The 21,468-nt window shown below is 72.2% G+C and carries 21 protein-coding genes; 17 read left to right on the top strand and 4 right to left on the bottom strand.

The genetic code is table 11. The annotated features are described in order from the left end of the window. Positions 1 to 149: 149 nt before the first annotated feature. The 5 genes from ACFV9D_RS35765 (at position 150) to ACFV9D_RS35785 (ending at position 4,153) form a co-directional block, all read left to right on the top strand. Positions 150 to 425, top strand: coding sequence for a DUF6381 family protein (locus tag ACFV9D_RS35765; RefSeq protein WP_385156093.1), 276 nt, complete (start codon positions 150 to 152; stop codon positions 423 to 425). A 103-nt stretch (positions 426 to 528) separates the two neighbouring features. Next, a complete protein-coding gene (locus ACFV9D_RS35770; RefSeq protein ID WP_385156096.1) occupies positions 529 to 1,818 on the top strand; it encodes a cytochrome P450 in 1,290 nt (429 codons plus the stop codon). 36 nt (positions 1,819 to 1,854) lie between these two features. Then, the gene (locus tag ACFV9D_RS35775) at positions 1,855 to 2,535 is read left to right on the top strand and encodes an ABC transporter permease (protein WP_385156099.1); all 681 of its coding nucleotides are present in this window, start codon (positions 1,855 to 1,857) and stop codon (positions 2,533 to 2,535) included. After that, positions 2,532 to 3,206, top strand: a complete 675-nt coding sequence (locus tag ACFV9D_RS35780; RefSeq protein ID WP_385156102.1) for an ABC transporter permease — start codon at positions 2,532 to 2,534, stop codon at positions 3,204 to 3,206. The genes ACFV9D_RS35775 and ACFV9D_RS35780 overlap by 4 nt, the downstream gene beginning before the upstream one ends. Further along, positions 3,203 to 4,153, top strand: a complete 951-nt coding sequence (locus ACFV9D_RS35785; protein WP_385156105.1) for an ABC transporter substrate-binding protein — start codon at positions 3,203 to 3,205, stop codon at positions 4,151 to 4,153. Before ACFV9D_RS35780 ends, ACFV9D_RS35785 begins: the two co-directional genes overlap by 4 nt. A 34-nt stretch (positions 4,154 to 4,187) precedes the next feature. On the opposite strand, the gene ACFV9D_RS35790 is transcribed toward ACFV9D_RS35785, so the two are convergent. Then, the gene (locus tag ACFV9D_RS35790) at positions 4,188 to 5,351 is read right to left on the bottom strand and encodes a betaine/proline/choline family ABC transporter ATP-binding protein (protein WP_385156108.1); all 1,164 of its coding nucleotides are present in this window, start codon (positions 5,349 to 5,351) and stop codon (positions 4,188 to 4,190) included. 170 nt (positions 5,352 to 5,521) lie between these two features. Here ACFV9D_RS35790 and ACFV9D_RS35795 point away from each other — a divergent pair, with 170 nt between their 5' ends. From ACFV9D_RS35795 to ACFV9D_RS35825, 7 genes are all read left to right on the top strand, one after another. Further along, positions 5,522 to 6,985 carry a cellulase family glycosylhydrolase gene (locus ACFV9D_RS35795; protein ID WP_385156111.1) on the top strand — a complete coding sequence of 488 codons (1,464 nt, stop codon included), beginning with the start codon at positions 5,522 to 5,524 and terminating at the stop codon, positions 6,983 to 6,985. 74 nt (positions 6,986 to 7,059) lie between these two features. Next, positions 7,060 to 8,358, top strand: coding sequence for an alpha/beta fold hydrolase (locus tag ACFV9D_RS35800; protein ID WP_385156114.1), 1,299 nt, complete (start codon positions 7,060 to 7,062; stop codon positions 8,356 to 8,358). Between the two features lie 66 nt (positions 8,359 to 8,424). Next, positions 8,425 to 9,573, top strand: a complete 1,149-nt coding sequence (locus ACFV9D_RS35805; RefSeq protein ID WP_385156117.1) for a GntR family transcriptional regulator — start codon at positions 8,425 to 8,427, stop codon at positions 9,571 to 9,573. A gap of 70 nt (positions 9,574 to 9,643) precedes the next feature. Continuing rightward, on the top strand, positions 9,644 to 10,543 hold the full coding sequence (locus ACFV9D_RS35810) for an SIS domain-containing protein (protein WP_385156120.1): 900 nt from the start codon (positions 9,644 to 9,646) through the stop codon (positions 10,541 to 10,543). Positions 10,544 to 10,661: 118 nt separating this feature from the next. Then, entirely contained in the window at positions 10,662 to 11,177 is a 516-nt protein-coding gene (locus tag ACFV9D_RS35815) for a DinB family protein (protein WP_385156123.1), read from the top strand. A gap of 38 nt (positions 11,178 to 11,215) precedes the next feature. Continuing rightward, a complete protein-coding gene (locus ACFV9D_RS35820; protein WP_385156126.1) occupies positions 11,216 to 11,968 on the top strand; it encodes a PIG-L deacetylase family protein in 753 nt (250 codons plus the stop codon). 77 nt (positions 11,969 to 12,045) lie between these two features. Further along, positions 12,046 to 12,879: an enoyl-CoA hydratase/isomerase family protein gene (locus ACFV9D_RS35825; protein ID WP_385156129.1), complete on the top strand. Its 834-nt coding sequence runs from the start codon at positions 12,046 to 12,048 to the stop codon at positions 12,877 to 12,879. 1 nt (position 12,880) lies between these two features. Here ACFV9D_RS35825 and ACFV9D_RS35830 read toward each other — a convergent pair whose 3' ends face one another. The 3 genes from ACFV9D_RS35830 to ACFV9D_RS35840 form a co-directional block, all read right to left on the bottom strand. Beyond that, positions 12,881 to 13,663 (bottom strand): VOC family protein, encoded by a 783-nt coding sequence (locus tag ACFV9D_RS35830; RefSeq protein ID WP_385156132.1) that lies wholly within the window; start codon positions 13,661 to 13,663, stop codon positions 12,881 to 12,883. A gap of 119 nt (positions 13,664 to 13,782) precedes the next feature. Next, a complete protein-coding gene (locus ACFV9D_RS35835) occupies positions 13,783 to 14,682 on the bottom strand; it encodes an SDR family oxidoreductase (RefSeq protein ID WP_385156135.1) in 900 nt (299 codons plus the stop codon). Positions 14,683 to 14,723: 41 nt separating this feature from the next. Beyond that, positions 14,724 to 15,704, bottom strand: coding sequence for an NAD(P)/FAD-dependent oxidoreductase (locus ACFV9D_RS35840; protein WP_385156138.1), 981 nt, complete (start codon positions 15,702 to 15,704; stop codon positions 14,724 to 14,726). A gap of 64 nt (positions 15,705 to 15,768) precedes the next feature. Between ACFV9D_RS35840 and ACFV9D_RS35845 the strand changes: the two genes are divergently transcribed. The 5 genes from ACFV9D_RS35845 to ACFV9D_RS35865 all read left to right on the top strand — a co-directional run bounded on the left by ACFV9D_RS35845 (position 15,769) and on the right by ACFV9D_RS35865 (position 21,450). Then, entirely contained in the window at positions 15,769 to 16,353 is a 585-nt protein-coding gene (locus tag ACFV9D_RS35845; RefSeq protein ID WP_385156141.1) for a helix-turn-helix domain-containing protein, read from the top strand. A 98-nt stretch (positions 16,354 to 16,451) separates the two neighbouring features. Then, positions 16,452 to 17,420, top strand: a complete 969-nt coding sequence (locus ACFV9D_RS35850; protein ID WP_385156143.1) for an NADPH:quinone oxidoreductase family protein — start codon at positions 16,452 to 16,454, stop codon at positions 17,418 to 17,420. A 5-nt stretch (positions 17,421 to 17,425) separates the two neighbouring features. Then, positions 17,426 to 18,607 carry an acyl-CoA dehydrogenase family protein gene (locus ACFV9D_RS35855; RefSeq protein WP_385156214.1) on the top strand — a complete coding sequence of 394 codons (1,182 nt, stop codon included), beginning with the start codon at positions 17,426 to 17,428 and terminating at the stop codon, positions 18,605 to 18,607. Continuing rightward, complete coding sequence (locus ACFV9D_RS35860; protein WP_385156146.1) at positions 18,604 to 19,743, top strand: acyl-CoA dehydrogenase family protein; 1,140 nt, start codon at positions 18,604 to 18,606, stop codon at positions 19,741 to 19,743. The genes ACFV9D_RS35855 and ACFV9D_RS35860 overlap by 4 nt, the downstream gene beginning before the upstream one ends. Positions 19,744 to 19,842: 99 nt before the next feature. Further along, the gene (locus ACFV9D_RS35865) at positions 19,843 to 21,450 is read left to right on the top strand and encodes an ABC transporter substrate-binding protein (protein WP_385156149.1); all 1,608 of its coding nucleotides are present in this window, start codon (positions 19,843 to 19,845) and stop codon (positions 21,448 to 21,450) included. Positions 21,451 to 21,468 lie beyond the last annotated feature (18 nt).

The raw sequence follows: 21,468 nt of genomic DNA on the forward strand, positions 1-21,468 counted from the left end.
CCACCCCGCCACCCCGTAAACGGGCCCGGTCGGGCGCCGGCCCGGCCCCATGCGCGGGGGCCGGGCCGTCGTCGTACGGGCGGCGCCATCCCTCGCGGCGGAGTTTTCCCGCGCCCGGCGAGGGAAGCCGCCGCCCGAGGAGGCACATCATGACCGGACGCGAGCGCACAGGCAGCGAGAGCAGGGGACGCGAGAGCGAGGCACGGGACACCGGGGGCCGCGAGGGCGAGGGTGCCCACGCCCACGCCCAGTACCAACGCGACAAGGCGGAACACCTTCTCCAGCGGGCACGGCGCAGCGCCGACCCCGAGGAGGCCGCACGCCTGCGGGAGCAGGGGGAACGCCTCAAGGAGCGCAGCGAGCGAGCGCTGAGCGAGGAGCACGAGCCCTGGCCCGACGACCTCCACGAGCGGTACCCCGGCTAGAGCCTCTCCGACCCCGATCCGCCGGACAGGCCCTGGCGGCGCCACCCGGGTGAAACCCCGGCCGCCAGGTGTGTCCCACCGCGGACGGGGGCACCCGGCGCACATGGCCCCCATGACGCCCGACAGCACCGCCGCCCTGCTCCTCAAGGGCTACGCCTGGCTCCCCGACCTGCGCCGCCGCAGCGGCGACGGCGCCCTCGTGCGGATCCGGCTCCTCGGCCGGCCGGCGGTCGTCCTGCACGGGCCCGGGGCCGTCGCCTTCTTCTACGACGCGCGGCATGTGCGGCGCCACGGAGCATTGCCGGGACCCGTCCTCGACACCCTGTTCGGACGGGGAGCCGTGCACACCCTGGACGGCGAGGAGCACCGTGTGCGCAAGGCGCTGTTCCTCGGCGAACTGACCGAACCCGCCGCCGTCGCCGAGCTGGTCGACCGGGTCCGGGCCGAGTGGCAGCGCGCCTTCGCCCCGCCGCACGACCGCGAGGTGGTGCTCTTCGACGAGGCCGCGCTCGTCCTGGCCCGCGCGGTCTGCGCCTGGACCGGCCTGGCGCTGACGGAGCGACAGATCGTACGCATGGCCCGGGACTGCGTCGCCATGGTCGACGGCTTCGCCACCCCCGGCCCGCGCCACCTGCGGGCCCGGCGCGCCCGCTCCCGCCAGGAGGAGGTGCTCGCCCGGCTGGTCGAGGCGGCCCGCGGCGGCGCCGCCCATGCCCCCGGCACCCCGTTCGACGCGGTCGTGCGCCACCGCGACGCCGACGGCACGCCGCTGGACGCGCGGACGGCCGCCGTGGAGCTCCTCAACATCGTGCGGCCCACCGTCGCCATCGCCTGGTACCTCGTCTTCGCCGCCCACGCCATGGACCGCAGGCCCGGGCAACGCCAGCTGTTGCGCGAGGACACCAGCCCGCTCGCGGGGCCGTACCCCGAGGCGTACGCCGCGAGCCATGCCGAACTCTTCGCCCACGAGGTCCGCCGCTTCTACCCCTTCGTGCCGTTCGTCGGCGGCCTGGCCGCGGCCGATCTGCGCCGGGACGGCCAGGAGATCGCCGAGGGCACCCTCCTCCTGCTCGACGTCTACGGCCGGAACCACGACCCCGAGCTCTGGCACGAGCCCTACCGCTTCGACCCCGAGCGGTTCCTGCGCCGGGCGCCGCTCCCCGACGAGCTGATTCCCCAGGGCGGCGGCCGCGCCGAGAACGGGCACCGCTGCCCCGGCGAGGACATCACCGTCGCCGTCCTCGCCGCCCTTGCGACGGAACTGGCCCGACTGGAGTACACCGTCCCGGAGCAGGACCTGGGAATCCCCCTCCACCGCATCCCGACCCGCCCCCGCAGCGGCTTCCGCTTCGTCCCGCACCCGTCCTTCCGAGGCCCCGAACGGCCCGTCTGACGTGCGGCGCCCCGGGCCGCCGCCTGGAATGGGGGGATGACCGCGCCTCCAGACGACTGCCTCGCGCGCAACGAGTGGATCTGCGGCGCCTATCTGTCCTCCCGGAGCGAGATCCTCGGCGACGCCGTCCTCCAGCACCTCGGGCTGACCGTCGTCTCGGTCCTCCTCGCTCTGCTGCTCGCCGTCCCCCTCGCCCTCGCCGCCCGCCGCCGGCGCTGGGCCGCGGGCCCCGTCCTCGGGGTCACCACGATCCTGTACACGATCCCGTCCCTCGCGATGTTCTCGCTGCTCCTGCCGGTCTACGGGCTCAGCGCCTCGCTCGTCATCGCGGGGCTCGTCCTGTACTCCCTCACCCTGCTCGTACGGAACATCCTGGCGGGCCTCCGCGCCGTCCCCGAGGACACCCGCCAGGCCGCCCGCGGCATGGGGTACGGCCCCGTCCGCCTGCTGCTCGCCGTCGAGCTGCCGCTCGCGCTCCCCGCGGCGATGGCGGGGCTGCGCATCGCCACCGTCTCCGCCGTCTCCCTCGTCACCATCGGGGCGATCGTCGGCCACGGCGGCCTGGGCAACCTCATCTACTCCGGAATGAACACCTACTTCAAGGCGCAGGTCCTCACCGCCTCCGTCCTCTGCGTGATCATCGCCGTCGTCGCCGACCTGCTGCTGCTCGGCGTGCAGCGGCTCCTCACGCCCTGGACCCGAAGGCAGGCCGCGTGAACACCCTCTCCGCCACCTGGGACTGGCTCACCAGCGCCGCCAACTGGTCCGGCGACAACGGGGTCTGGCACCGGCTCGCCGAGCACCTCTTCCTGACCGTCGTCTGCCTCGCGCTCAGCTGCGCCATCGCGCTCCCGGTCGCGCTGGTCCTCGGCCATCTCGGCAAGGGCGGCGCGCTCGCCGTCAACCTCTCCAACGTCGGCCGCGCCGTGCCCACCTTCGCCGTCCTCGTCCTGCTGCTGCTCAGCCCGATCGGTACGTGGGGGGACTGGCCGACGATCATCGCGCTCGTCCTGTTCGCCGTACCGCCGCTGCTCACCAACGCGTACGTCGGGATGCGGGGCGTCGACGCCGATGTCGTACGGGCCGCGCGGGGGATGGGCATGACCGGGCAGCAGATGCTCTTCCGGGTCGAACTGCCGCTCGCGCTCCCGCTGATCCTCACCGGAGTCCGGATCGCCGCCGTGCAGCTCGTGGCCACCGCGACGGTCGCCGCGCTCGCCGGTGGCGGCGGGCTCGGCCGGATCATCACGGCCGGCTTCAACCTCGCCTCCACCCCGCAGGTGGTCGCGGGCGCCGTCCTCGTCGCCCTCTTCGCGCTCGTCGTCGAGGCCGTCTTCGAGGGGGCGCAGCGGCTCGCCCCGGCCTGGGTGCGGGGGAGCACGGGATGAGGGGGCGGCGGGTCGTGGTGGGTGCGGCGGCGCTGCTCGCCCTCACCGGCTGCTCCACCGGCCCCTCCCTGGAGAACCAGGGCGAGGTCACGGGCTCGCCCGGCGACAGCCGCCATCTGACCATCGGCTCCGCCGGCTTCACCGAGAGCGATCTGCTTGCCCAGATGTACGCCGTGCTCCTCGAACAAGCCGGCTACGGCACCAGGATCCTCTCCGTCACCAACCGCGAGATCTACGAACCGGCCCTGGAGAGCGGCCAGATCGACGTCGTCCCGGAGTACGCGGCCACCTTCGCCGACTGGCTGAACGCGAAGGTCAACGGGCCGGAGGCGCCCACGGTCGGCTCGCCCGACCTCACGGAGACGATGACCGCCCTGCGGCGGTTGGCGGGCCCGCGCGGGCTGACCGTCCTCGACGCCGGGAAGGCCGTCGACCAGAACGCCTTCGCCGTCACCGCGGCGTACGCCACCGAGCACCGGCTCAAGACCCTCAGCGACGTGGGCGCGGCGAAGCTGCCGGTGCGGCTCGCGGCGGGCGACGAATGCGTCCAACGGCCCTACTGCGCGCCCGGCCTGAAGGAGACGTACGGCATCGACATCACGGACGTCGACCCGAAGGGCGTCGGCACCACGCAGGCCAAGCAGGCCGTGCAGAGCGGTCAGGACCAGATGGTCCTGACGACGACCACCGACGCCACCCTCGACGACTTCGGCCTGGTCCTGCTCGCCGACGACAAGCACCTCCAGAACGCCGACCACATCGTCCCGGTCGTCAACCACTCCCGAGCCGGCAGTGAGGGCGTCACGAACGCCCTCGACCGCCTCAACACGGTCCTGACCACGGCCGATCTGGCGCACATGAACAAACAGGTGGACAGCTGGCGCCGCCTCCCCGAGGACGTCGCGAGGACGTACCTCCGGGAGAAGAAGCTCATCCCCGCGGGCTGAGGAACGAGCGCGACGCACGCCAGGTCGCGGTCGCTCACGCGTCCGCGACCGAGTCGAACTCGACCTCGTTCCGGGCCACGCCCCGTGCCTCGGCGTCCACCGAGCGGCGCAGGGCCTCGTGGAGCTTGGCGGGGGTCAGGACGCCGAGGAAGCGGGTCCCGTCGAGGACGGCCACCCAGCCCGCGTCGTGCTGGAGCATCTCGCTGAAGGCATGCTTCAGCGGGGCGCCGACCGGCACCCAGGCCTCCATGCGGCGCGCCAGGCCGCCGACCGTGCCTCCCCGGCCCGCGAGGTCGAGGGCGTCGGCGGACACCCAGCCGTGCAGGTCGCCGTCTTCCCCGAGGACCACCGCCCAGCGGGCCCCGTCGGCGCGCAGCCGGGCCGCCGCGTCCGTGGCCTGCTCGTCCAGGCGGGCGACCGGCGGCTGTTCCAGATCGTGCGGTTCGATCTCGGTGACCGAGAGGCGCTTGAGGCCCCGGTCGGCGCCCACGAACTGGGCGACGTACGGCGTGGCGGGGGTGCCGAGCACGGCCGCCGGCGTGTCGAACTGCTCGATGCGCCCCTGCCCGTACACGGCGATCCGGTCGCCCATCCGGACCGCCTCCTCGATGTCGTGGGTGACGAGGAGAACCGTCTTGCGCACGGTGGCCTGGAGGTTCAGGAACTCGTTCTGGAGGTGCTCGCGGACGACCGGGTCGACCGCGCCGAACGGCTCGTCCATCAGCAGGACCGGGGGATCGGCGGCCAGGGCGCGGGCGACGCCGACGCGCTGACGCTGTCCGCCGGAGAGCTGCGCCGGGTAGCGGCCGCCGTAGACCTCGGGGTCGAGGCCGACCAGATCGAGGAGTTCGGCGGCGCGGGCCCGCGCCCGCGCCTTCTTCCAGCCGATCAGCGAGGGCACGGTCGCGGTGTTGTCGAGGATCGTCCGGTGCGGGAAGAGCCCGACCTGTTGGATCACGTAGCCGATGTTCCTGCGCAGTTCGACCGGATCGACCTTCGCGATGTCCTCGCCGTCGACCAGGATCCGGCCGGAGGTCGGCTCGATGAGCCGGTTGACCATCATCATCGTGGTCGTCTTGCCGCAACCGGACGGGCCGACCAGGGTGACCAGTTCGCCCTCGGAGACGTCGAAGGAGAGTCCGTCGACGGCCGTGGTGCCGTCCGCGTACACCTTGCTGACCTGCTCGAACCGGATCATGGATCCACGCTAGGAGGCGCGGGGGCGGTGCGCACGGGGGCCGGGACCGTCCGGGGACGGACAGCCCGCTGAACCCCGTCTCTTGTCATGACCCTTGCGAGCCTCTCCGTCGGACTGCTATTCATCCGTTAGGAAACTTTCCTTCCAATCCATCGTTCCGGGAGACCCCCATGACATCGGCACGATCGGCACGTCTCCGCCTGCGTTCACTCGGTGCCGCCGGCACCGCGGTGACCGCCCTGTTCCTGGGCCTGGCCGCCGCACCGAGCACCGCCGTGGCCGCCCCCGTCACCCACGAGGCGGAGACCGCCACCGTGTCCCGCGGCGTGGCCGAGTCCAACCACACCGGCTTCACCGGCACCGGATTCGTCAACTACGACAACGTCACCGGCAGTTACGTCCAGTGGAACGTCAACGCCGCCCAGGCCGGCACCGCGACCCTCACCCTGCGCTACGCCAACGGCACCACCACCAACCGCCCCATGGACATCTCCGTCAACGGCGCGGTGGCGACCTCCGGCAAGGCCTTCGCCGGCACCGGAGCCTGGACCACCTGGGCCACCACCACCCTCACGGTGAACCTCAAGGCCGGCGCCAACACCATCCGCGCCACCGCCACCACCGCCAACGGCGGCCCCAACGTCGACCACATCAAGGTCGACACCGCCACCCCGCCGCCCGTCACCGGCACCCCCGTCGAGATCAACGGTCAGCCGTCGGTCTGCGGCACCAAGCTCTGCAACCAGTACGGCAACCCGATCCAGCTGCGCGGCATGTCCAGCCACGGCACCCAGTGGTACCCGCAGTGCCTCACCAGCGGTTCGCTGGACGCCCTCGCGAAGGACTGGAAGGCCGACATCCTGCGCGTCTCCACCTACGTCCAGGAGGACGGCTGGGAGACCGACCCGACGAAGTTCACCAACCTCGCCCACACGCTGATCGACCAGGCCACCGCCCGCGGCATGTACGTGATCGTGGACTGGCACATGCTCACCCCGGGCGACCCGAACAGCAACCTGGCGAACGCCAAGAAGTTCTTCACGGACATCGCCAACCGCCACAAGGGCAAGAACAACATCTTCTACGAGGTCGCCAACGAGCCGAACGGCACGAGCGTGACCTGGCCGAAGATCAAGAGCTACCACGAGCAGATCATCCCGGTGATCCGGAGCATCGACGGCAACGCCCCGATCCTGCTGGGCACCCGCGCCTGGTCCTCCCTCGGGGTCTCGGACGGCGGCAACGAGACCGAGGTCGTGAACAACCCGGTCAACGCCACCAACGTCCTCTACACGTTCCACTTCTACGCGAAGTCGCACCGAGACGAGTACCTGAACACCCTCTCCCGGGCCGCCGACCGGATCCCGATGTTCGTCACCGAGTTCGGCACCCAGGACTACGCGGGTGAGGGCGCCAACGACTTCACCATGTCGCAGAAGTACCTCGACCTGATGGCCGCCAAGAAGATCAGCTGGACCAACTGGAACTTCTCCGACGACCACCGATCGGGCGCGGTCTTCAAGGAGGGCACCTGCAACAGCAACGGTCCCTGGACCGGCACCTCGTCCCTGAAGGAGGCCGGCGTCTGGATCCGTGACCGGATCAAGTCCGCCGACGACTTCCCGACCTCCTGACGCACCTCGATGCGCCTCCGTCCCGCTCCCTGTGATCCACTGGGCGGGCGGGGGCGTACCGAACAGGAGCAGCGTTGACCAGCTACCGCCAGCCCGGCCTCGTCCTCACCGACCGCCGCTTCGCCGTGCCGCTCGACCACGCGGACCCCGGAGGCGAACAGATCGAGGTCTACGGCCGTGAGGTCGTCGCGAGCGACAAGGCCACGGACGACCTGCCGTGGCTGGTGTACCTGGAGGGCGGGCCCGGCTTCGGGGCCCGCCGATTCATCGGCCCCCAGGCATGGCTCGGCCGGGCCGTCCAGGAGTTCCGCGTCCTCCTCCTCGACCAGCGCGGCACCGGCAACTCCACCCCCGCCAACCGCCAGACCCTGCCCCTGCGCGGCACCCCGCGGCAGCAGGCCGACCACCTCGCGCACTTCCGGGCCGACTCGATCGTCAAGGACTGCGAGCTGATCCGGAAGCGGCTCGCCGGCGGGGCACGCTGGACCGTCCTCGGCCAGAGCTTCGGCGGCTTCTGCGCCACCCACTACCTCTCCACCGCCCCCGAGGGCCTGCGCACCGTCCTGATCACCGGCGGACTGCCGTCGCTGCACGCCACCGCCGACGAGGTCTACCGGGCGGCCTACCCCCGCATCCACCGGAAGGTGGAGGCCCACTACGCCCGCTACCCGCAGGACGTCGACCTCGCCCGCCGGATCGCCGCCCACCTCCTGGAACACGAGGTCACGCTCCCGTCCGGCGGAGAGCTCACCCCGGCCGCGTTCCAGTCCCTCGGCATCCTCCTCGGCAGCGGCGACGGCACCCATCAGCTCCACCTCCTCCTGGAGGACGCCTTCGTCCCCACGCCCGCCGGACCCGCGCTCTCGGACACCTTCCTGGAGAACGTCCAGGCCGTCCTCTCGTACGCCGGACACCCGCTGTACGCCGTGCTCCACGAGGCGATCTACGCCCAGGGGCAGGGCCCCACCGCCTGGGCCGCCGAACGCGTCCGCGCCGAGTTCCCCCGTTTCGACGCCGCGAAGACGCTGGCCGGCGACGAACCGCTGCTCTTCACCGGCGAGACCGTCCACCCCTGGCACTTCGAGACCGACCCGGCCCTGCGCCCGCTGCGCGAGACCGCGCACCTCCTCGCCGAACGGGAGGACTGGGCGCCGCTCTACGACCCCGCACGCCTCGCCGTCAACGAGGTGCCGGTCGCCGCCGCCGTCTACCACGACGACCTGTACGTGGACACCGCCCACTCCCTGGAGACCGCCCAGGCGATCCGGGGTCTGCGGACCTGGGTGACCGACGAGTTCGAGCACGACGGCGTACGGGCCGGTGGGCCGCGTGTGCTGGACCGGCTGCTCGCCCTCGCACGGGGCGAGATCTGATCGTCCGGGGATAGGATTCGCCGCGCAATCCGTCAGCAATTCGAGGTGAGCGCGCGGGAGGTCCGGGTGGCACGGAACGAGGTACCGGCGGCCGGACGGGAGCTGAAGTTCCGCGCGCTCATGGCCGAGCTCCGCCGCGGCATCCTGGACGGCACCTGGCCGCCCGGCTCCAAGCTCCCCACCGAGCGGGCACTCGCCACCGAGACCGGACTCTCGGTGACCACGGTCCGCCGCGCGTACGAGGACCTCGTCGCCCTCGGCCTCGTCGAACGCCGCCAGGGCGCGGGGACCTTCGCCGCACACCGACCCGACGGCGACACGGCGACCGCCGCCGACCGGCGGGTCGTCGGCGTCCTCGTCCCCGACACCACCTTCTACTACCCGCGCGTCCTCCAGGGCATCGAACGGGAACTGGCCGCGGCCGGCGCCCGGCTCGTCCTCGCCTGCTCGCACTACGACCCCGACGAGGAGGACGCCGCGGTGCGGCGGCTGCTCTCCGCCGGCGTCCACGGACTGCTGCTCGTCCCCTCCCTGCACACCGCCACCGACCCCGGCCGGCGCGCCGACGAACTCCTCGCGCTGCCCGTCCCTGCGGTCCTCGTCGAACGCCGGCTCGCCGCGCACGGCCCCGGCGACCCCACCGAACACGTCTGCACCGACCACGAGGGCGGCGCCTACGACGCCGTACGCCATCTGCGGGCCCTCGGCCACGAACGGCTCGCCCTCCTCGTCCGCACCGACGCGCCCACCACCGCGCCCATCGAGTCCGGCTTCGCCCGGGCCGTCGCCGACCTCGGCCTCGACGAGCCGCTGGGCGTACGGGCCGAGCGGGACGGCTGGACCCCCGAACGGGCCGACCTGGCCATCGCCGAACTGTGCGCCGCGGGGGTCACCGCCGGGCTCTGCTTCGGCGACCGCGAGGCCGCCCTCGTGCTCGCCGCGGCCCGCCGTGCAGGGCTGCGCGTCCCCGACGACCTCGCCCTGATCAGCTACGACAACGAGTTCGCGGACGTCGCCGAGACCCCGCTGACCGCCGTGTCACCGCCGAAGTTCCAGGTCGGCAGGCTCGCCGCGCAGATCCTGCTGCGCCGGCTCGCCGACGGCGACGCCTCCCCGCTGCACCAGGTGCAGTTGCGGCCGAGGCTGGTGGTCCGGGCCTCGTGCGGCGCGGCGCGGGCGACGACCGCGCGCAAAAGTCCAAGAAGTGCGTACTGATTGCTCCTGGTGCGTCCTCGGCCGGGACGGATAGAACTCGTCGGAGCGCTTTCGACGAGAGGACCCGGACATGACCACCCACGTCAGTGCCGAGATCGCCAGCCAGCCCGACTGCTGGCGCCGCGCCGCCGACACGGCCGCCGACCACGCCGCGCTGCTGCCCGCGCGGGGTGAACGGATCGCGGTCGTCGGCTGCGGTACGTCGTACTTCATCGCCCGTGCGTACGCGGCCCTGCGCGAGTCCCTCGGCGAGGGCGAGACCGACGCCTTCCCGGCCTCCGACGAGACCCCGTTGGGCCGCGGCTACGACCGGATCGTCGCCCTCACCCGGTCCGGGACGACGACCGAGGTGGCGACGCTGCTCGCCCGGGCCGCCGGCCGCATCCCGACGCTCGTCCTGACCGGCGTCCCGGACAGCCGCGCCACGCACCATGCGGACCGCGTGATCGCCCTCGAGTTCGCCGACGAACGCTCCGTGGCCCAGACCCGGTTCGCCACCACGGCACTCCAACTGCTGCGCGCGGGGCTCGGAGTGGACCTGACGTCGTCGATCGTCGACGCCGAACTCGCCCTGTACGAACCGCTGCCGGCGGCCTGGGAGCAGCGCGGCCAGTTCACCTTCCTCGGCACCGGCTGGACCGTCGGACTCGCCGACGAGGCGGCGCACAAGCTCCGCGGAGTCGCTCGCGCTTGGGCGGAGTCGTACGCGGCGATGGAGTACCGGCACGGGCCGATCGTCATCAGCGACCGCTCCAGCCTCGTGTGCTGCCTGGGGCCGGCGCCGGCCGGCCTGCGAGACGAAGTCGAGGCAACCGGGGCGCTGTTCGCCGCCGACGCCATCGATCCGGTGGCCGCCCTGGTGCGCGCCCAGCGGCTCGCCGTCACACTCGCGGTCCGGCGCGGGCTGAACCCGGACCGTCCCCGCCATGCGTCGCGCTCGGTGATCCTCTCCGGAGCGATCCGGGCCTAGGGCGTCTGTCCGCCCGATCTCGCCGGGCGGTCGTCGCGCAGGGAAGTCGCCGTAGCCGTCGACCGTGCTGCTCGAAAACGTGTCGACACCCCCTCCGCGCTGCGGCAGACTTCCCGCGATGACTCGACGAACCGATACGCCTCCCGCGTGGGACGAGCGCACGCAACTGACCACTTTCCTGGACTACGCCCGTGACACGGCGCGAGCCAAGTGCGAGGGCGTGTCCGCGGAGGACGCCCGCAAGGCCCCGCTCCCGAACTCACCGCTGATGACGCTGTGCGGGCTGATCAACCATCTGCGGTGGGTCGAGCACTACTGGATCCAGGTGGTGTTCCTGGGCGAGGAGGACTCGGGTCCGCTCGCCGGGGCGACCGAGGACGACCCCGACCCGGAGATGCGGACGGCGGTCGACATTCCGTTGCCCCGGATTCTCGCCGAGTACGAGGAGCAGAGTGCCCGCTACCGTCGCCTGGTGGCCGAGCACGACCTGAACGCGACGGCCAAGCGCCCCATCCGGGACGGCCGGCACGTGGACCTCCGCTGGGTGATCCTCCACCTCATCGAAGAGACGTCCCGCCACAACGGCCACCTCGACATCGTGCGTGAGCTCCTCGACGGACGGACCGGAGTCTAGGGCCTGTTCGCCCCGCACCGCGTGAGTATCCTGCGCCCATGATCGACACGAGCACCACACAACTCGACGACATGCCCGGTGACTGGCAGCGCGCGCTCGCCGTGGTCGCCCACCCGGACGACCTCGAGTACGGCTGCGCCGCCGCCATCGCCGGCTGGACGGACTCCGGGAAGGAGGTCGTCTACGTCCTCGCCACCCGCGGCGAGGCCGGCATCGACTCGCTCGACCCCGCCACCTGCGGCCCGCTGCGCGAGCAGGAACAGCGGGCGAGTGCGGCCGTCGTCGGGGTGGAGACGGTGGAGTTCATGGACCACCGGGACGGTGTGATCGAGTACGGCCTCGGGCTGCGCCGCGACATCGCGGCGGCCATCCGCCGCCACCGTCCCGAACTGGTCATCACCCTGAACCACCGGGACACCTGGGGCACCGGAGTGGGCGGGTTCTGGAACACCCCGGACCACGTGGCCGTCGGCCGCGCCACCCTGGACGCGGCGGGCGACGCGGGCAACCGCTGGATCTTCCCCGAACTGACCGACCAGGGCCTGGAGCCCTGGGACGGCGTCCGCTGGGTGGCGGTCGCCGGATCGAACACCCCGACCCACGCCGTCGACGCCACCCCGGGCGCCGAGCGCTCCGTCCACTCGCTGCTATCCCACCGCGCGTACATCGAGGCCCTGACGGAGGAGGACCCGGAGGAGTACGTCCGCACCTTCCTCGCGAGCAACAACCAACGCTTCGCGGCACGGTACGGCGACCGGCCGACGGTGGCCTTCGAACTGTTCTCCCGCTGAACACCGGCAGCGGCCTTCCTCCGGCCGCGCCGACCCCCTAACCTGACGCCTTGTCAGATCTAGGGGGTGGGTGCACGGTGATCGACACGCTCGACACGGAGATCCCGGAGGGGGAGGAGCGGCTCACGCTCACGGTCGAGGACGGTGTCGGTGTCCTCACCCTCTGCCGGCCCGAGAAGCTCAACGGCTGGAGCTGGGAGGCGAGTCGGCAGCTCGGGCTGATGGCGGACCGGATCCGGTTCGACGAGACCGTACGGGTCGTGCTGCTGCGGGCCGAAGGGCGCGCGTTCTGTGCGGGGATCGACGTCACCGCACCCGGCGGGGGCATCGCAGGCCGTACGGTCGCCGAGCGGATCCAGCGGTACGACGAGGGCATCCGCTGGGTCCACGAACGCTTCGCCGTCTTCGCCCGGCTGCCCCAGCCCGTCGTGGCCGCCGTGCAGGGCTACTGCCTCGGCTTCGGATTCGAGCTCGCCCTGATGGCGGACGTCCGGATCGCCGCCGACGACGCCCTTTTCGCCCTGCCCGAGGCGGGCATCGGCGTCGCCGTGGACGCGGGCGGCGATCTGAGGATCGCCCGGGAGGCGGGTGCGGGCTGGGCCAAGTATCTCGCCCTCACCGGCCGCCGCATCGATGCGGCCACCGCCGAACGGCTCGGCCTCGTCCAGCTCGTCACGTCCCGCGACGAGCTGGAGCGCACCGCCCGCGAGACGGCCGCCGCTATCTCGGGGAACGCTCCGCTCGCCGTCCGCGCGATCAAGCGGAACATCGACGCCTACGCCGACCACGGAATGGCCGCGGCCCTCGACCGTACGGCCCTCGCCGCGGCGCTCACCCTCTCCTCGGACGACGCCCGCGAGGGCTACGCGGCGAAGGCCGCACGCCGCCCTCCGCACTTCGATGGACGATGAACTACCCCTGCGGGGGTGACGGCTTGAGGACGGCGAAGGGCGCTCCGAAGGGGTCGGTGAGCCAGGCGATCCGCCCCACGTCGGGGATGTCCGCCGCCGGCATCAGGACCGAGCCGCCGTTGCCCTGGGTCCGCACCGCGATGTCGTCCACGTCCGCCACGCCGAAGTACGGAATCCAGCGCGCGTGGTCCCCGCCCTCCTGGAGCTCGGCGATCCCGCCGAACGAGGTGTCCTCCAGGTCGCCCTCGGCGGTGGACAGCACCCGGTAGGTCATCCCCGGCGCCTCCATCTCCTGCGAGCGCCAGCCGAACAGCTTGCCGTAGAAGTCCAGGGCGGCCCGCGGGTCGGGCACGTGCAACTCCGCCCAGATCAGCGCGTTGTCCTCGGAGGTCTTCTCCAGGCCCTTCGTCGTGCCCGGCTGCCACACCGCGAAATCGGCCCCGCCCGGGTCGGTCAGCTGGGCCATCCGCCCGGCGTCCATGACGTCGAAGGGCTCGGCACGCACGGTTCCGCCGGCGCTCTGCGCGGTCTTGGCCGTGGCGTCGGCGTCGGGCGTCTGGAAGTACACCGTCCAGGCACTGCTCGCCCCCTCCTCGGTCAGCGGACCGAGGGCGGCGACCGTCTTCCCGTCCTGCTGGAAGAACCCGTAGCCACCGGCGTCCGGGCCGGCCGAGGCGAACTCCCAGCCGAAGACCGCGGTGTAGAACGCGGCGGCGACCGCCGTGTCGGGACTGCCCAGGTCGATCCAGCTGGGGGAGCCCTTGGTGAAGTCCGTACCGAGCATGTGGTGTGCCCTGCCTTTCCGCTTCTGGAGGTCGTCCGGCCACCCTCGCCGATCCTCGCCGCTCGGTCCCGCCCCCGCAGCCGCAGGCGCCCGGGTTCATCCGCGTGGACCAGCGCGCGTCACTCCCCGAACCGCCCCCGCCCCAGTTGCTCGCGCACCGGCACCACGGGGTCGTTGACGAGGGCCCGGCGCTGCCAGTTCGCGCCGTCCACGACCAGCGTGTGCCCGGAGACGAACCGCGCGTACGGGGAGGCCAGGAAGGTCGCCGCCCAGCCCAGCTCGCGCGGGTACCCCACCCGGAAGGCGGGCTGCCGGGCGTCCTGACCGGACGCCCGGTCGAGGGCGCCCCGGATGTCGGCCGTCATGTCCTCGTGCGGCATCAGCCCCGGCACCAGGCCGTTGACCTGGATCCCGTACGGCCCCCACTCCACGGCCAGCGTCTCCACCAGGTTCTTCACCCCGGCCTTCGCCGCCGCCGAGTGGGCGAAGCCGGGGCCTCCGGTCCAGGCGTACGAGGCCCCCACGTTGACGACGGACCCGGGAGTGCGCCCCGCGAGGTGGCGTCGGGCGAACTCCCGGGTCATGAACCAGGTGCCCGTCAGCGTGATGTCGACGACCGCCCGCCAGCCGTTCGGCGACAACTCCTCGGCCGGTACGGGGAAGTTGGCCGCCGCGTTGTTGACCAGGACGTCCGGGCGGGAGTCGAACGCCGTCTCGCAGGCGTCGAAGGCCGCGGCGACGGCCTCCGACTCGCGGATGTCGCAGACCGCGGCCGCCACCCGCGTCCCGCCGATCCCCTCCAGTTCCTCCCGCGCCGCCTCCAGCCGTGCGGCCGTGCGGCCGACGAGCAGCAGCTCGGCCCCGAGCCGGGCGAACTCGGCCGCGATCGCCTTCCCCAGCCCCGATCCGCCGCCGGTCACCAGGACCACCCTCCCCTCGTACGTCCCCGGTGGGAGCGCGCTCGCACCGAGCGGGGGAGGGGTGGGCAGTCCGGGCGGGTCCGTCTCCGCGTTCGTCACGCCGCATCGATAGCGCGGCGGGAGCGAGAACTGAAGGCCCGTCAGTCGCCCGCAGGGGTCGAGATCGAGCCCGAGGCCGCGGCCTCGCGGTCCAGATCATTCATGATCAGCTCCATGTTGATCGCCACACCGGCCCGGTAGCCGCCGCTCGCCGCGTTGATCACCTGCTCCTGGGCGCCGATCGCGTTCCCCGCCGCCCACACGCCCGGCACGCTGGTCCGCCCCGTCTCGTCCACCGCCACGAACGCGCCGAGCGGCGTCTCGCGCGTGGTCGCGCCCAGCGCGGTCAGCAGGTCGTCCCGGGGCGTCATGCGCGGTCCGACGAAGAGCACGTCCCGCTCGACGACCCTGCCGTCCGCCATGCGTACGCCCGTGAACCGGTCGTCCTCGACGACCAGACCGGCCACCTCGCCCGTCACCACCTTCACGCCGGCCGCCGCCACCCGGGCCCGGTCCTGCTCGGAGAGGGCACCCGCGGTGTGCAGGAAGAGCGTCACGTCATCGGACCAGTGCGCGACGATCAGGGCCTGATGGACGCCCATCTCCGGGTGCGCGATCACCCCGAAGGCCCGGTCCTGGACCTCCCAGCCGTGGCAGTACGGGCAGTGCAGCACCTCGCGGCCCCACCGCTCGGCCACGCCGTCGATCTCCGGGAGCCCGTCGACCAGGCCGGTGGTGACGACGAGCCGGCGCGCCTCGACCCGGCGGCCGTCCTCCACGGTCACCACGAAGCCGTCGGCGCCGTCCGGTACCGCCGCCGTCACCCGCCCGGCCGCCCACTCCACGCCGTACGCGGCGATCTCCCGTCGTCCCGCCGCCAGGAAGTCCGCCGGACTCATCCCGTCCCGGGACAGGAAGCCCTGCATGTGCGCGGCCGGGGCGTTGCGCGGCTCGCCTGCGTCGATCACCAGCGTCCGGCGCCGTGACCGGCCGAGGATCAGGGCCGCGCTGAGCCCGGCCGCGCCGCCGCCGACCACCACCACGTCGTACCGCTCGTTGTCGTGCTCCTCGTGTGCGTTCATGCTGCGACCATGCTCCGGGGCCGCGTGCTTGACAAATGTTCTTGCCGGTTCCGCAAATGGAACCATGACCGAAGACGAACGCATCGACGCCGTCCTGACCGAGGTCGGCCCGCGGCTGCGCCGCATCCGGCGCGAGCGCGGGGCGACCCTGGGAGACCTGTCCGCCTCGACCGGGATCTCGGTGAGCACCCTCTCCCGCCTGGAGTCGGGTCAGCGCAAGCCCAGCCTCGAGCTGCTGCTCCCCATCGCCCGCGCCCATCAGGTCCCGCTCGACGAACTGGTCGGCGCCCCGCCGGTCGGTGATCCCCGGGTGCGCGCGAAGCCGATCGTGCGACACGGCCGGACCATGTATCCCCTCACCCGCCAGCCGGGCGGCCTCCAGGCGTACAAGATCGTGCAGGAGAAGGCCGAGGAGCGGGTGGAGCAGCGCGTCCACGAGGGGTACGAATGGCTCTATGTGCTCTCCGGGAAGCTCCGACTCGTCCTCGGCGAGCACGATGTCGTCCTCGGCGCCGGCGAGGCGGCCGAGTTCGACACGCGGGTGCCGCACTGGTTCGGGCCGACGTCGGGCGGGTCGGTGGAGTTCCTGAGCCTGTTCGGGCCGCAGGGCGAGCGGATGCACGTACGGGCCCGTCCGAAGAAGTCCTGAGCGGAAGAAGTCCGCCGCGCATGGTTCCACCAGGCACAAGCGACCGCTTAGTATGCGACCGACCGCGCAGTACGGACGACGGCTGGTGGAGGACCGCGATGCAGGCATGGCGAGTGCACGAGAACGGCGAACCGGGCGAGGTGATGCAGCTCGACGAGGTGGACACGCCCACTCCCGGCGAGGGGCAGCTCCTCCTCAAGGTGCGCGCCGCCAACGTCAACTTCCCGGACGCCCTGCTCTGCCGGGGCCAGTACCAGGTGCGGCCCCCGCTGCCCTTCACCCCCGGCGTGGAGATCTGCGGCGAGACCGAGGACGGTCGCCGGGTCATCGCCACCCCTGCCCTCCCGTACGGCGGACTCGCCGAGTACGCGGTGGCGGACGCGGCGGTCGTTCTCCCGGCGCCCGAGGCGCTCGACGACGCCGAAGCGGCCGCTCTCCACATCGGCTACCAGACCGGCTGGTTCGGCCTGCACCGGCGCGCCGCCCTGAAGGAGGGCGAGACGCTGCTCGTGCACGCCGCCGCGGGCGGCGTCGGCAGCGCCGCCGTCCAGCTCGGCAAGGCGGCCGGCGCCACGGTCATCGGCGTCGTCGGCGGATCGGACAAGGCCGAGGTCGCCCGGGCGCTCGGCTGTGACGTCGTCGTCGACCGGCACTCCGAGGACGTCATCGCCGCCGTCAAGGAGGCCACCGGCGGCCGCGGCGCCGATGTGATCTACGACCCCGTCGGCGGCGCGGCCTACGCCCAGTCCGCCAAGGTGGTCGCGTTCGAGGGCCGGATCGTGATCGTCGGCTTCGCGAGCGGGTCCATCCCCTCGCCCGCCCTCAACCACGCCCTCGTCAAGAACTACTCGATCGTCGGCCTGCACTGGGGCCTGTACAACCTGAAGGACCCGGCCGCCATCCTGCGCTGCCACGAGACCCTCACCGAGTACGCCGCCAAGGGACTCATCAAGCCGCTGGTCAGCGAGCGCGTCCCGTTCGCCGGCGCGGCGGACGCCGTGCAGCGCGTCTCCGAGGGTGTCACCACCGGCCGTCTGGTCGTCCTCCCGGAAGGGGCCGCCCGATGACCGTCGTGATCGACGCCACCGAACTGAGCGCCCGTACGCAGCGGTTGCTCGCCGAGCACCCGCCCGCCACCACCGACCGTACGGATTTCCTCCGGGCTCGTTTCGACGCCGGACTCGCCTGGGTGCACTACCCCGTCGGCCTCGGCGGCCTCGACGCCCCGCGCTCCCTGCAGGCCGTCGTCGACGCCGAACTGGCCGCCGCCGGCGCCCCCGACAACGATCCCCGCCGCATCGGCATCGGCCTCGGAATGGCCGCCCCGACCGTCCTCGCGTACGGCTCCGATGAGGTCAAGCAGCGCTTCCTCAAGCCGCTCTGGGTCGGCGAGGAGGTGTGGTGCCAGCTCTTCAGCGAGCCCGGGGCGGGCTCCGACCTCGCCGCGCTCGGCACCCGCGCCGTCCGCGACGGTGACAGCTGGGTCGTCAACGGCCAGAAGGTGTGGACGTCCAGCGCCCACGTGGCACGCTGGGCCATCCTCATCGCCCGCACCGACCCGGACCTGCCCAAGCACCGGGGCATCACCTACTTCATCTGCGACATGACCGATCCGGGTGTCGAAGTCCGGCCGCTGCGCCAGATCACAGGCGAGGCCGAGTTCAACGAGGTCTTCCTGACCGACGTACGCATCCCCGACGCCCACCGGCTCGGCGAGATCGGCGACGGCTGGCGGGTCGCCCAGACCACGCTCATGAACGAGCGGGTCTCCATCGGCGGCGCCCGCATCCCCCGCGAGGGCGGGATGATCGGGCCGGTCTCCACGACCTGGCGCGAGCGCCCCGAGCTGCGCACCCATGACCTCCACCGGCGGCTGCTCGACCTCTGGGTCGACTCCGAGGTGGCCCGGCTCACCGGGGAGCGGCTGCGCCAGCAGCTCGTCGCCGGACAGCCCGGCCCCGAGGGCAGCGCCATGAAGCTCGGCTTCGCCCGTCTCAACCAGGCCATCAGCGGCCTGGAGGTCGAACTCCTCGGCGAGGAGGGGCTGTTGTACGACGACTGGACGATGCGCCGCCCCGAGCTCGTCGACTTCACCGGCCGCGACGCCGGCTACCGCTATCTGCGCTCCAAGGGCAACTCGATCGAGGGCGGCACGACCGAGGTCCTGCTCAACATCGTCGCCGAACGAGTCCTCGGTCTGCCCGCCGAGCCCCGCAACGACAAGGACGTCGCCTGGAAGGACCTCGCGCGATGACGGACCTGCTCTACTCGGAAACCGAAGACGACCTGCGGGCGGCGGTCCGCTCCCTGCTCACCGACCGGGCGGACCCGAGCGTGGTGCTCGGCCGGATCGAGAGCGGCGACCCGTACGTCCCCGGCCTCTGGAAGTCCCTCGCGGGCGACATGGGCGCCGCCGGACTCCTCGTACCCGAGAAGCTCGGCGGACAGGGCGCGAGCCACCGTGAGGCGGCCGTGGTCCTGGAGGAGCTGGGCCGCGCGGTGACCCCGGCGCCGTACCTCACCAGCGCCGTGGTGGCGACCGAGACGCTGCTCGCGCTGGACACGGAGAGCGCCCCGGTGGCCGAGCTGCTCGCCGGTCTTGCGGCAGGCCGCACGGTGGCGGTGCTCGCGCTGCCCCTGTCGACGGCGCCCGACGCGGGCCCCGCGACCCCGGCCGCGTCCCCGGCGCCCACCGGAGCCGGGCCGACGACGCCCGCCTCGGGCGCGACGGGTGCCCGCACCGTGACCGGTGTCGCCGACGCCGTCATTGCCGACATCTTCCTCGTGCCGCGCGCCGACGGTCTCCACGCCGTCCAGGCGGCCGACGCCGTTGTCGAGCCGCGGACTCCGCTCGACCTGACCCGACCGCTCGCGGCGGTGACCACGGGCGACGCGACCGGTGTCCGTCTCGCCGACGCGGAAGCCTCCGCAGCGGCGATCCGGCGCGGACTGCTCGCAGGAGCCGGACTGCTCGCCTCCGAGCAGCTCGGGCTCGCCGAGTGGTGCCTGGAGGAGACCGTCCGCCACACCCGCGAGCGCTACCAGTTCAACCGGCCCGTCGGCTCCTTCCAGGCGCTGAAGCATCGGATGGCACAGCTCTGGCTGGAGGTCGTGAACGCCCGGGCGGCGGCCCGCGCCGCAGCCGACGCACTGGCCATCGGCAGCCCGGATGCCCCGCTGACGGTGGCCGTGGTCCAGGCGTACTGCTCCAAGGTCGCCGTCCACGCGGCCGAGGAGTGTGTCCAACTGCACGGCGGCATTGGCATGACCTGGGAGCACCCCGCACACCTCGCGCTGAAGCGGGCCAAGTCCGACCAGATCGCTCTGGGTTCGGCGGGGCGGCACCAGGACACCATCGCCGCCCTGGTCGGTCTGCCGGCGCCCGTCTGACCAATCCGTAAGGGGCCCATGTGCCCGCACCCCTTTACATACTGTTTAATTGCGAGTCGTTCGCAATAACGGTTGATCTTCAAGAGGGGTGTGGGCACGATGACCGCCCGATCCATACGCGGCGCGGCCGCCGCGACCCTTGCAGGGGCCCTGGCCCTCACCGCGGCGGCCTGTTCGAACCCGGGCGGGACCGCCGCGGGCTCCGGCGGTCCGAAGGACTCCGCGGTCGTAGGCATCGCCTACGAGCCCGAGACCCTCAGCCCTCTCCTCGGCTACGGCAAGGACGGCAACTCCAAGATCTTCGACGGGCTCCTCGCCTTCGACGCCGACATGAAGCTGAAGCCGGCCCTCGCCGTCGAGCTGCCCCACATCAGCGACGGCGGCCTCACCTACACGTACACCCTTCGCGACGACGTGACCTTCAGCGACGGCTTCCCCTTCACCTCGAAGGACGTCGTCTTCACGTACCGGACGATCCTCGACCCGAAGACGAACAACCCCTCCCGCACCGAACTCGACGCCCTCGAGAGCGTCGAGTCGGTAGGCGACGACACCGTCGTCTTCCGGCTCAAGTACCCCTACGCGCCCTTCGCCGAGCGCACCGTCCACGCCATCGCCCCCGAGCACGTCGCCGCGAAGCAGGACGTCAACACCGGCGCCTTCACCACCAAGCCGATCGGCACCGGACCGTACGTCCTCAGCGAGTGGTCCAAGGGCGAGAAGCTCAGCTTCAAGGCCAACCCGACCTACTGGAACGGCGCGTCCCGGGTGAAGAAGTTCACCATGGCGATCATCAAGGACGACGACGTCCGCGCCACCCGGCTCCGCGCCGGCGACCTGGACGCCGCCATCCTGCCGCCCAACCTCGCCGCGGGCTTCGAGAACGACAAGACGAAGAAGACCTACGCCGCGAAGACCTACGACTACCGGACCGTCACGCTCCCGACGCACAACAAGGTCACCGGGGACACCGCCGTCCGCCGCGCCCTCGACGTCGCCGTCGACCGGCAGGCCATGGTCGACAAGATCCTCGAAGGCGCCGGAAAGCCCGCCTACGGACCCGTCCCCACCGACAGCGACTGGTTCGCCAAGGGCACCGAGCGCCGCCACGACCTCGCCGGCGCCCAGAAGATCCTCGACGAGGCCGGCTGGAAGCCCGGCCCCGACGGCATCCGCGTGAAGAACGGCGTACGGGCCACGTTCCCGCTCTGGTACCTCTCCGGCGACAAGCTCCGCCAGGACCACGCCCTCGCCTACGCCTCCGATGCCAAGAAGGCCGGCATCGAGATCAAGACGCAGGGCGGCACCTGGGAGGTCATCGAGCCCCGGATGAAGACCGACGCGGTCCTCGCCGGCGGCGGCTCGCCCGGCGACCCCGACTTCGACCAGTACCTGCTCCTGAAGTCCACCCTCGGCGGCGACGGCTTCAACAACATGGCCTGGTACGACAACAAGGCCGTCGACAAGGCCCTGGAGGACGGCCGCCGGACGAACGACGCCGTCAAGCGGCACGCCGCCTACGCGACCGTCCAGCGCGAGCTCGTGAAGGACCCCGGCTACACCTTCCTCACCCACATCGACCACCTCTACGTGGTGAACGACAGCTGGAACGGACTCTCCACCCAGATCGAGCCGCACGACCACGGCCTGGCCTCCGGCCCCTGGTGGAACGTCGAGGCGTGGATCCCCAAGGACACGAAGAAGTGAGCCGACGCCTCCCCTGGG

The organism is Streptomyces sp. NPDC059875, from assembly GCF_042731085.1.
Classification (GTDB): domain Bacteria; phylum Actinomycetota; class Actinomycetes; order Streptomycetales; family Streptomycetaceae; genus Streptomyces.

What these genes read in the sequence shown, in the direction of transcription:
- ACFV9D_RS35775 (WP_385156099.1), top strand. Translation starts at nt 1,855, where the DNA reads ATGACCGCGCCTCCAGACGACTGCCTCGCGCGCAACGAGTGGATCTGC.
- ACFV9D_RS35845 (WP_385156141.1), top strand. Translation starts at nt 15,769, where the DNA reads ATGACCGAAGACGAACGCATCGACGCCGTCCTGACCGAGGTCGGCCCG.
- ACFV9D_RS35820 (WP_385156126.1), top strand. Translation starts at nt 11,216, where the DNA reads ATGATCGACACGAGCACCACACAACTCGACGACATGCCCGGTGACTGG.
- ACFV9D_RS35850 (WP_385156143.1), top strand. Translation starts at nt 16,452, where the DNA reads ATGCAGGCATGGCGAGTGCACGAGAACGGCGAACCGGGCGAGGTGATG.
- ACFV9D_RS35840 (WP_385156138.1), bottom strand. Translation starts at nt 15,704, where the DNA reads ATGAACGCACACGAGGAGCACGACAACGAGCGGTACGACGTGGTGGTG.
- ACFV9D_RS35860 (WP_385156146.1), top strand. Translation starts at nt 18,604, where the DNA reads ATGACGGACCTGCTCTACTCGGAAACCGAAGACGACCTGCGGGCGGCG.
- ACFV9D_RS35810 (WP_385156120.1), top strand. Translation starts at nt 9,644, where the DNA reads ATGACCACCCACGTCAGTGCCGAGATCGCCAGCCAGCCCGACTGCTGG.
- ACFV9D_RS35865 (WP_385156149.1), top strand. Translation starts at nt 19,843, where the DNA reads ATGACCGCCCGATCCATACGCGGCGCGGCCGCCGCGACCCTTGCAGGG.
- ACFV9D_RS35785 (WP_385156105.1), top strand. Translation starts at nt 3,203, where the DNA reads ATGAGGGGGCGGCGGGTCGTGGTGGGTGCGGCGGCGCTGCTCGCCCTC.
- ACFV9D_RS35830 (WP_385156132.1), bottom strand. Translation starts at nt 13,663, where the DNA reads ATGCTCGGTACGGACTTCACCAAGGGCTCCCCCAGCTGGATCGACCTG.
- ACFV9D_RS35765 (WP_385156093.1), top strand. Translation starts at nt 150, where the DNA reads ATGACCGGACGCGAGCGCACAGGCAGCGAGAGCAGGGGACGCGAGAGC.
- ACFV9D_RS35795 (WP_385156111.1), top strand. Translation starts at nt 5,522, where the DNA reads ATGACATCGGCACGATCGGCACGTCTCCGCCTGCGTTCACTCGGTGCC.
- ACFV9D_RS35770 (WP_385156096.1), top strand. Translation starts at nt 529, where the DNA reads ATGGCCCCCATGACGCCCGACAGCACCGCCGCCCTGCTCCTCAAGGGC.
- ACFV9D_RS35815 (WP_385156123.1), top strand. Translation starts at nt 10,662, where the DNA reads ATGACTCGACGAACCGATACGCCTCCCGCGTGGGACGAGCGCACGCAA.
- ACFV9D_RS35790 (WP_385156108.1), bottom strand. Translation starts at nt 5,351, where the DNA reads ATGATCCGGTTCGAGCAGGTCAGCAAGGTGTACGCGGACGGCACCACG.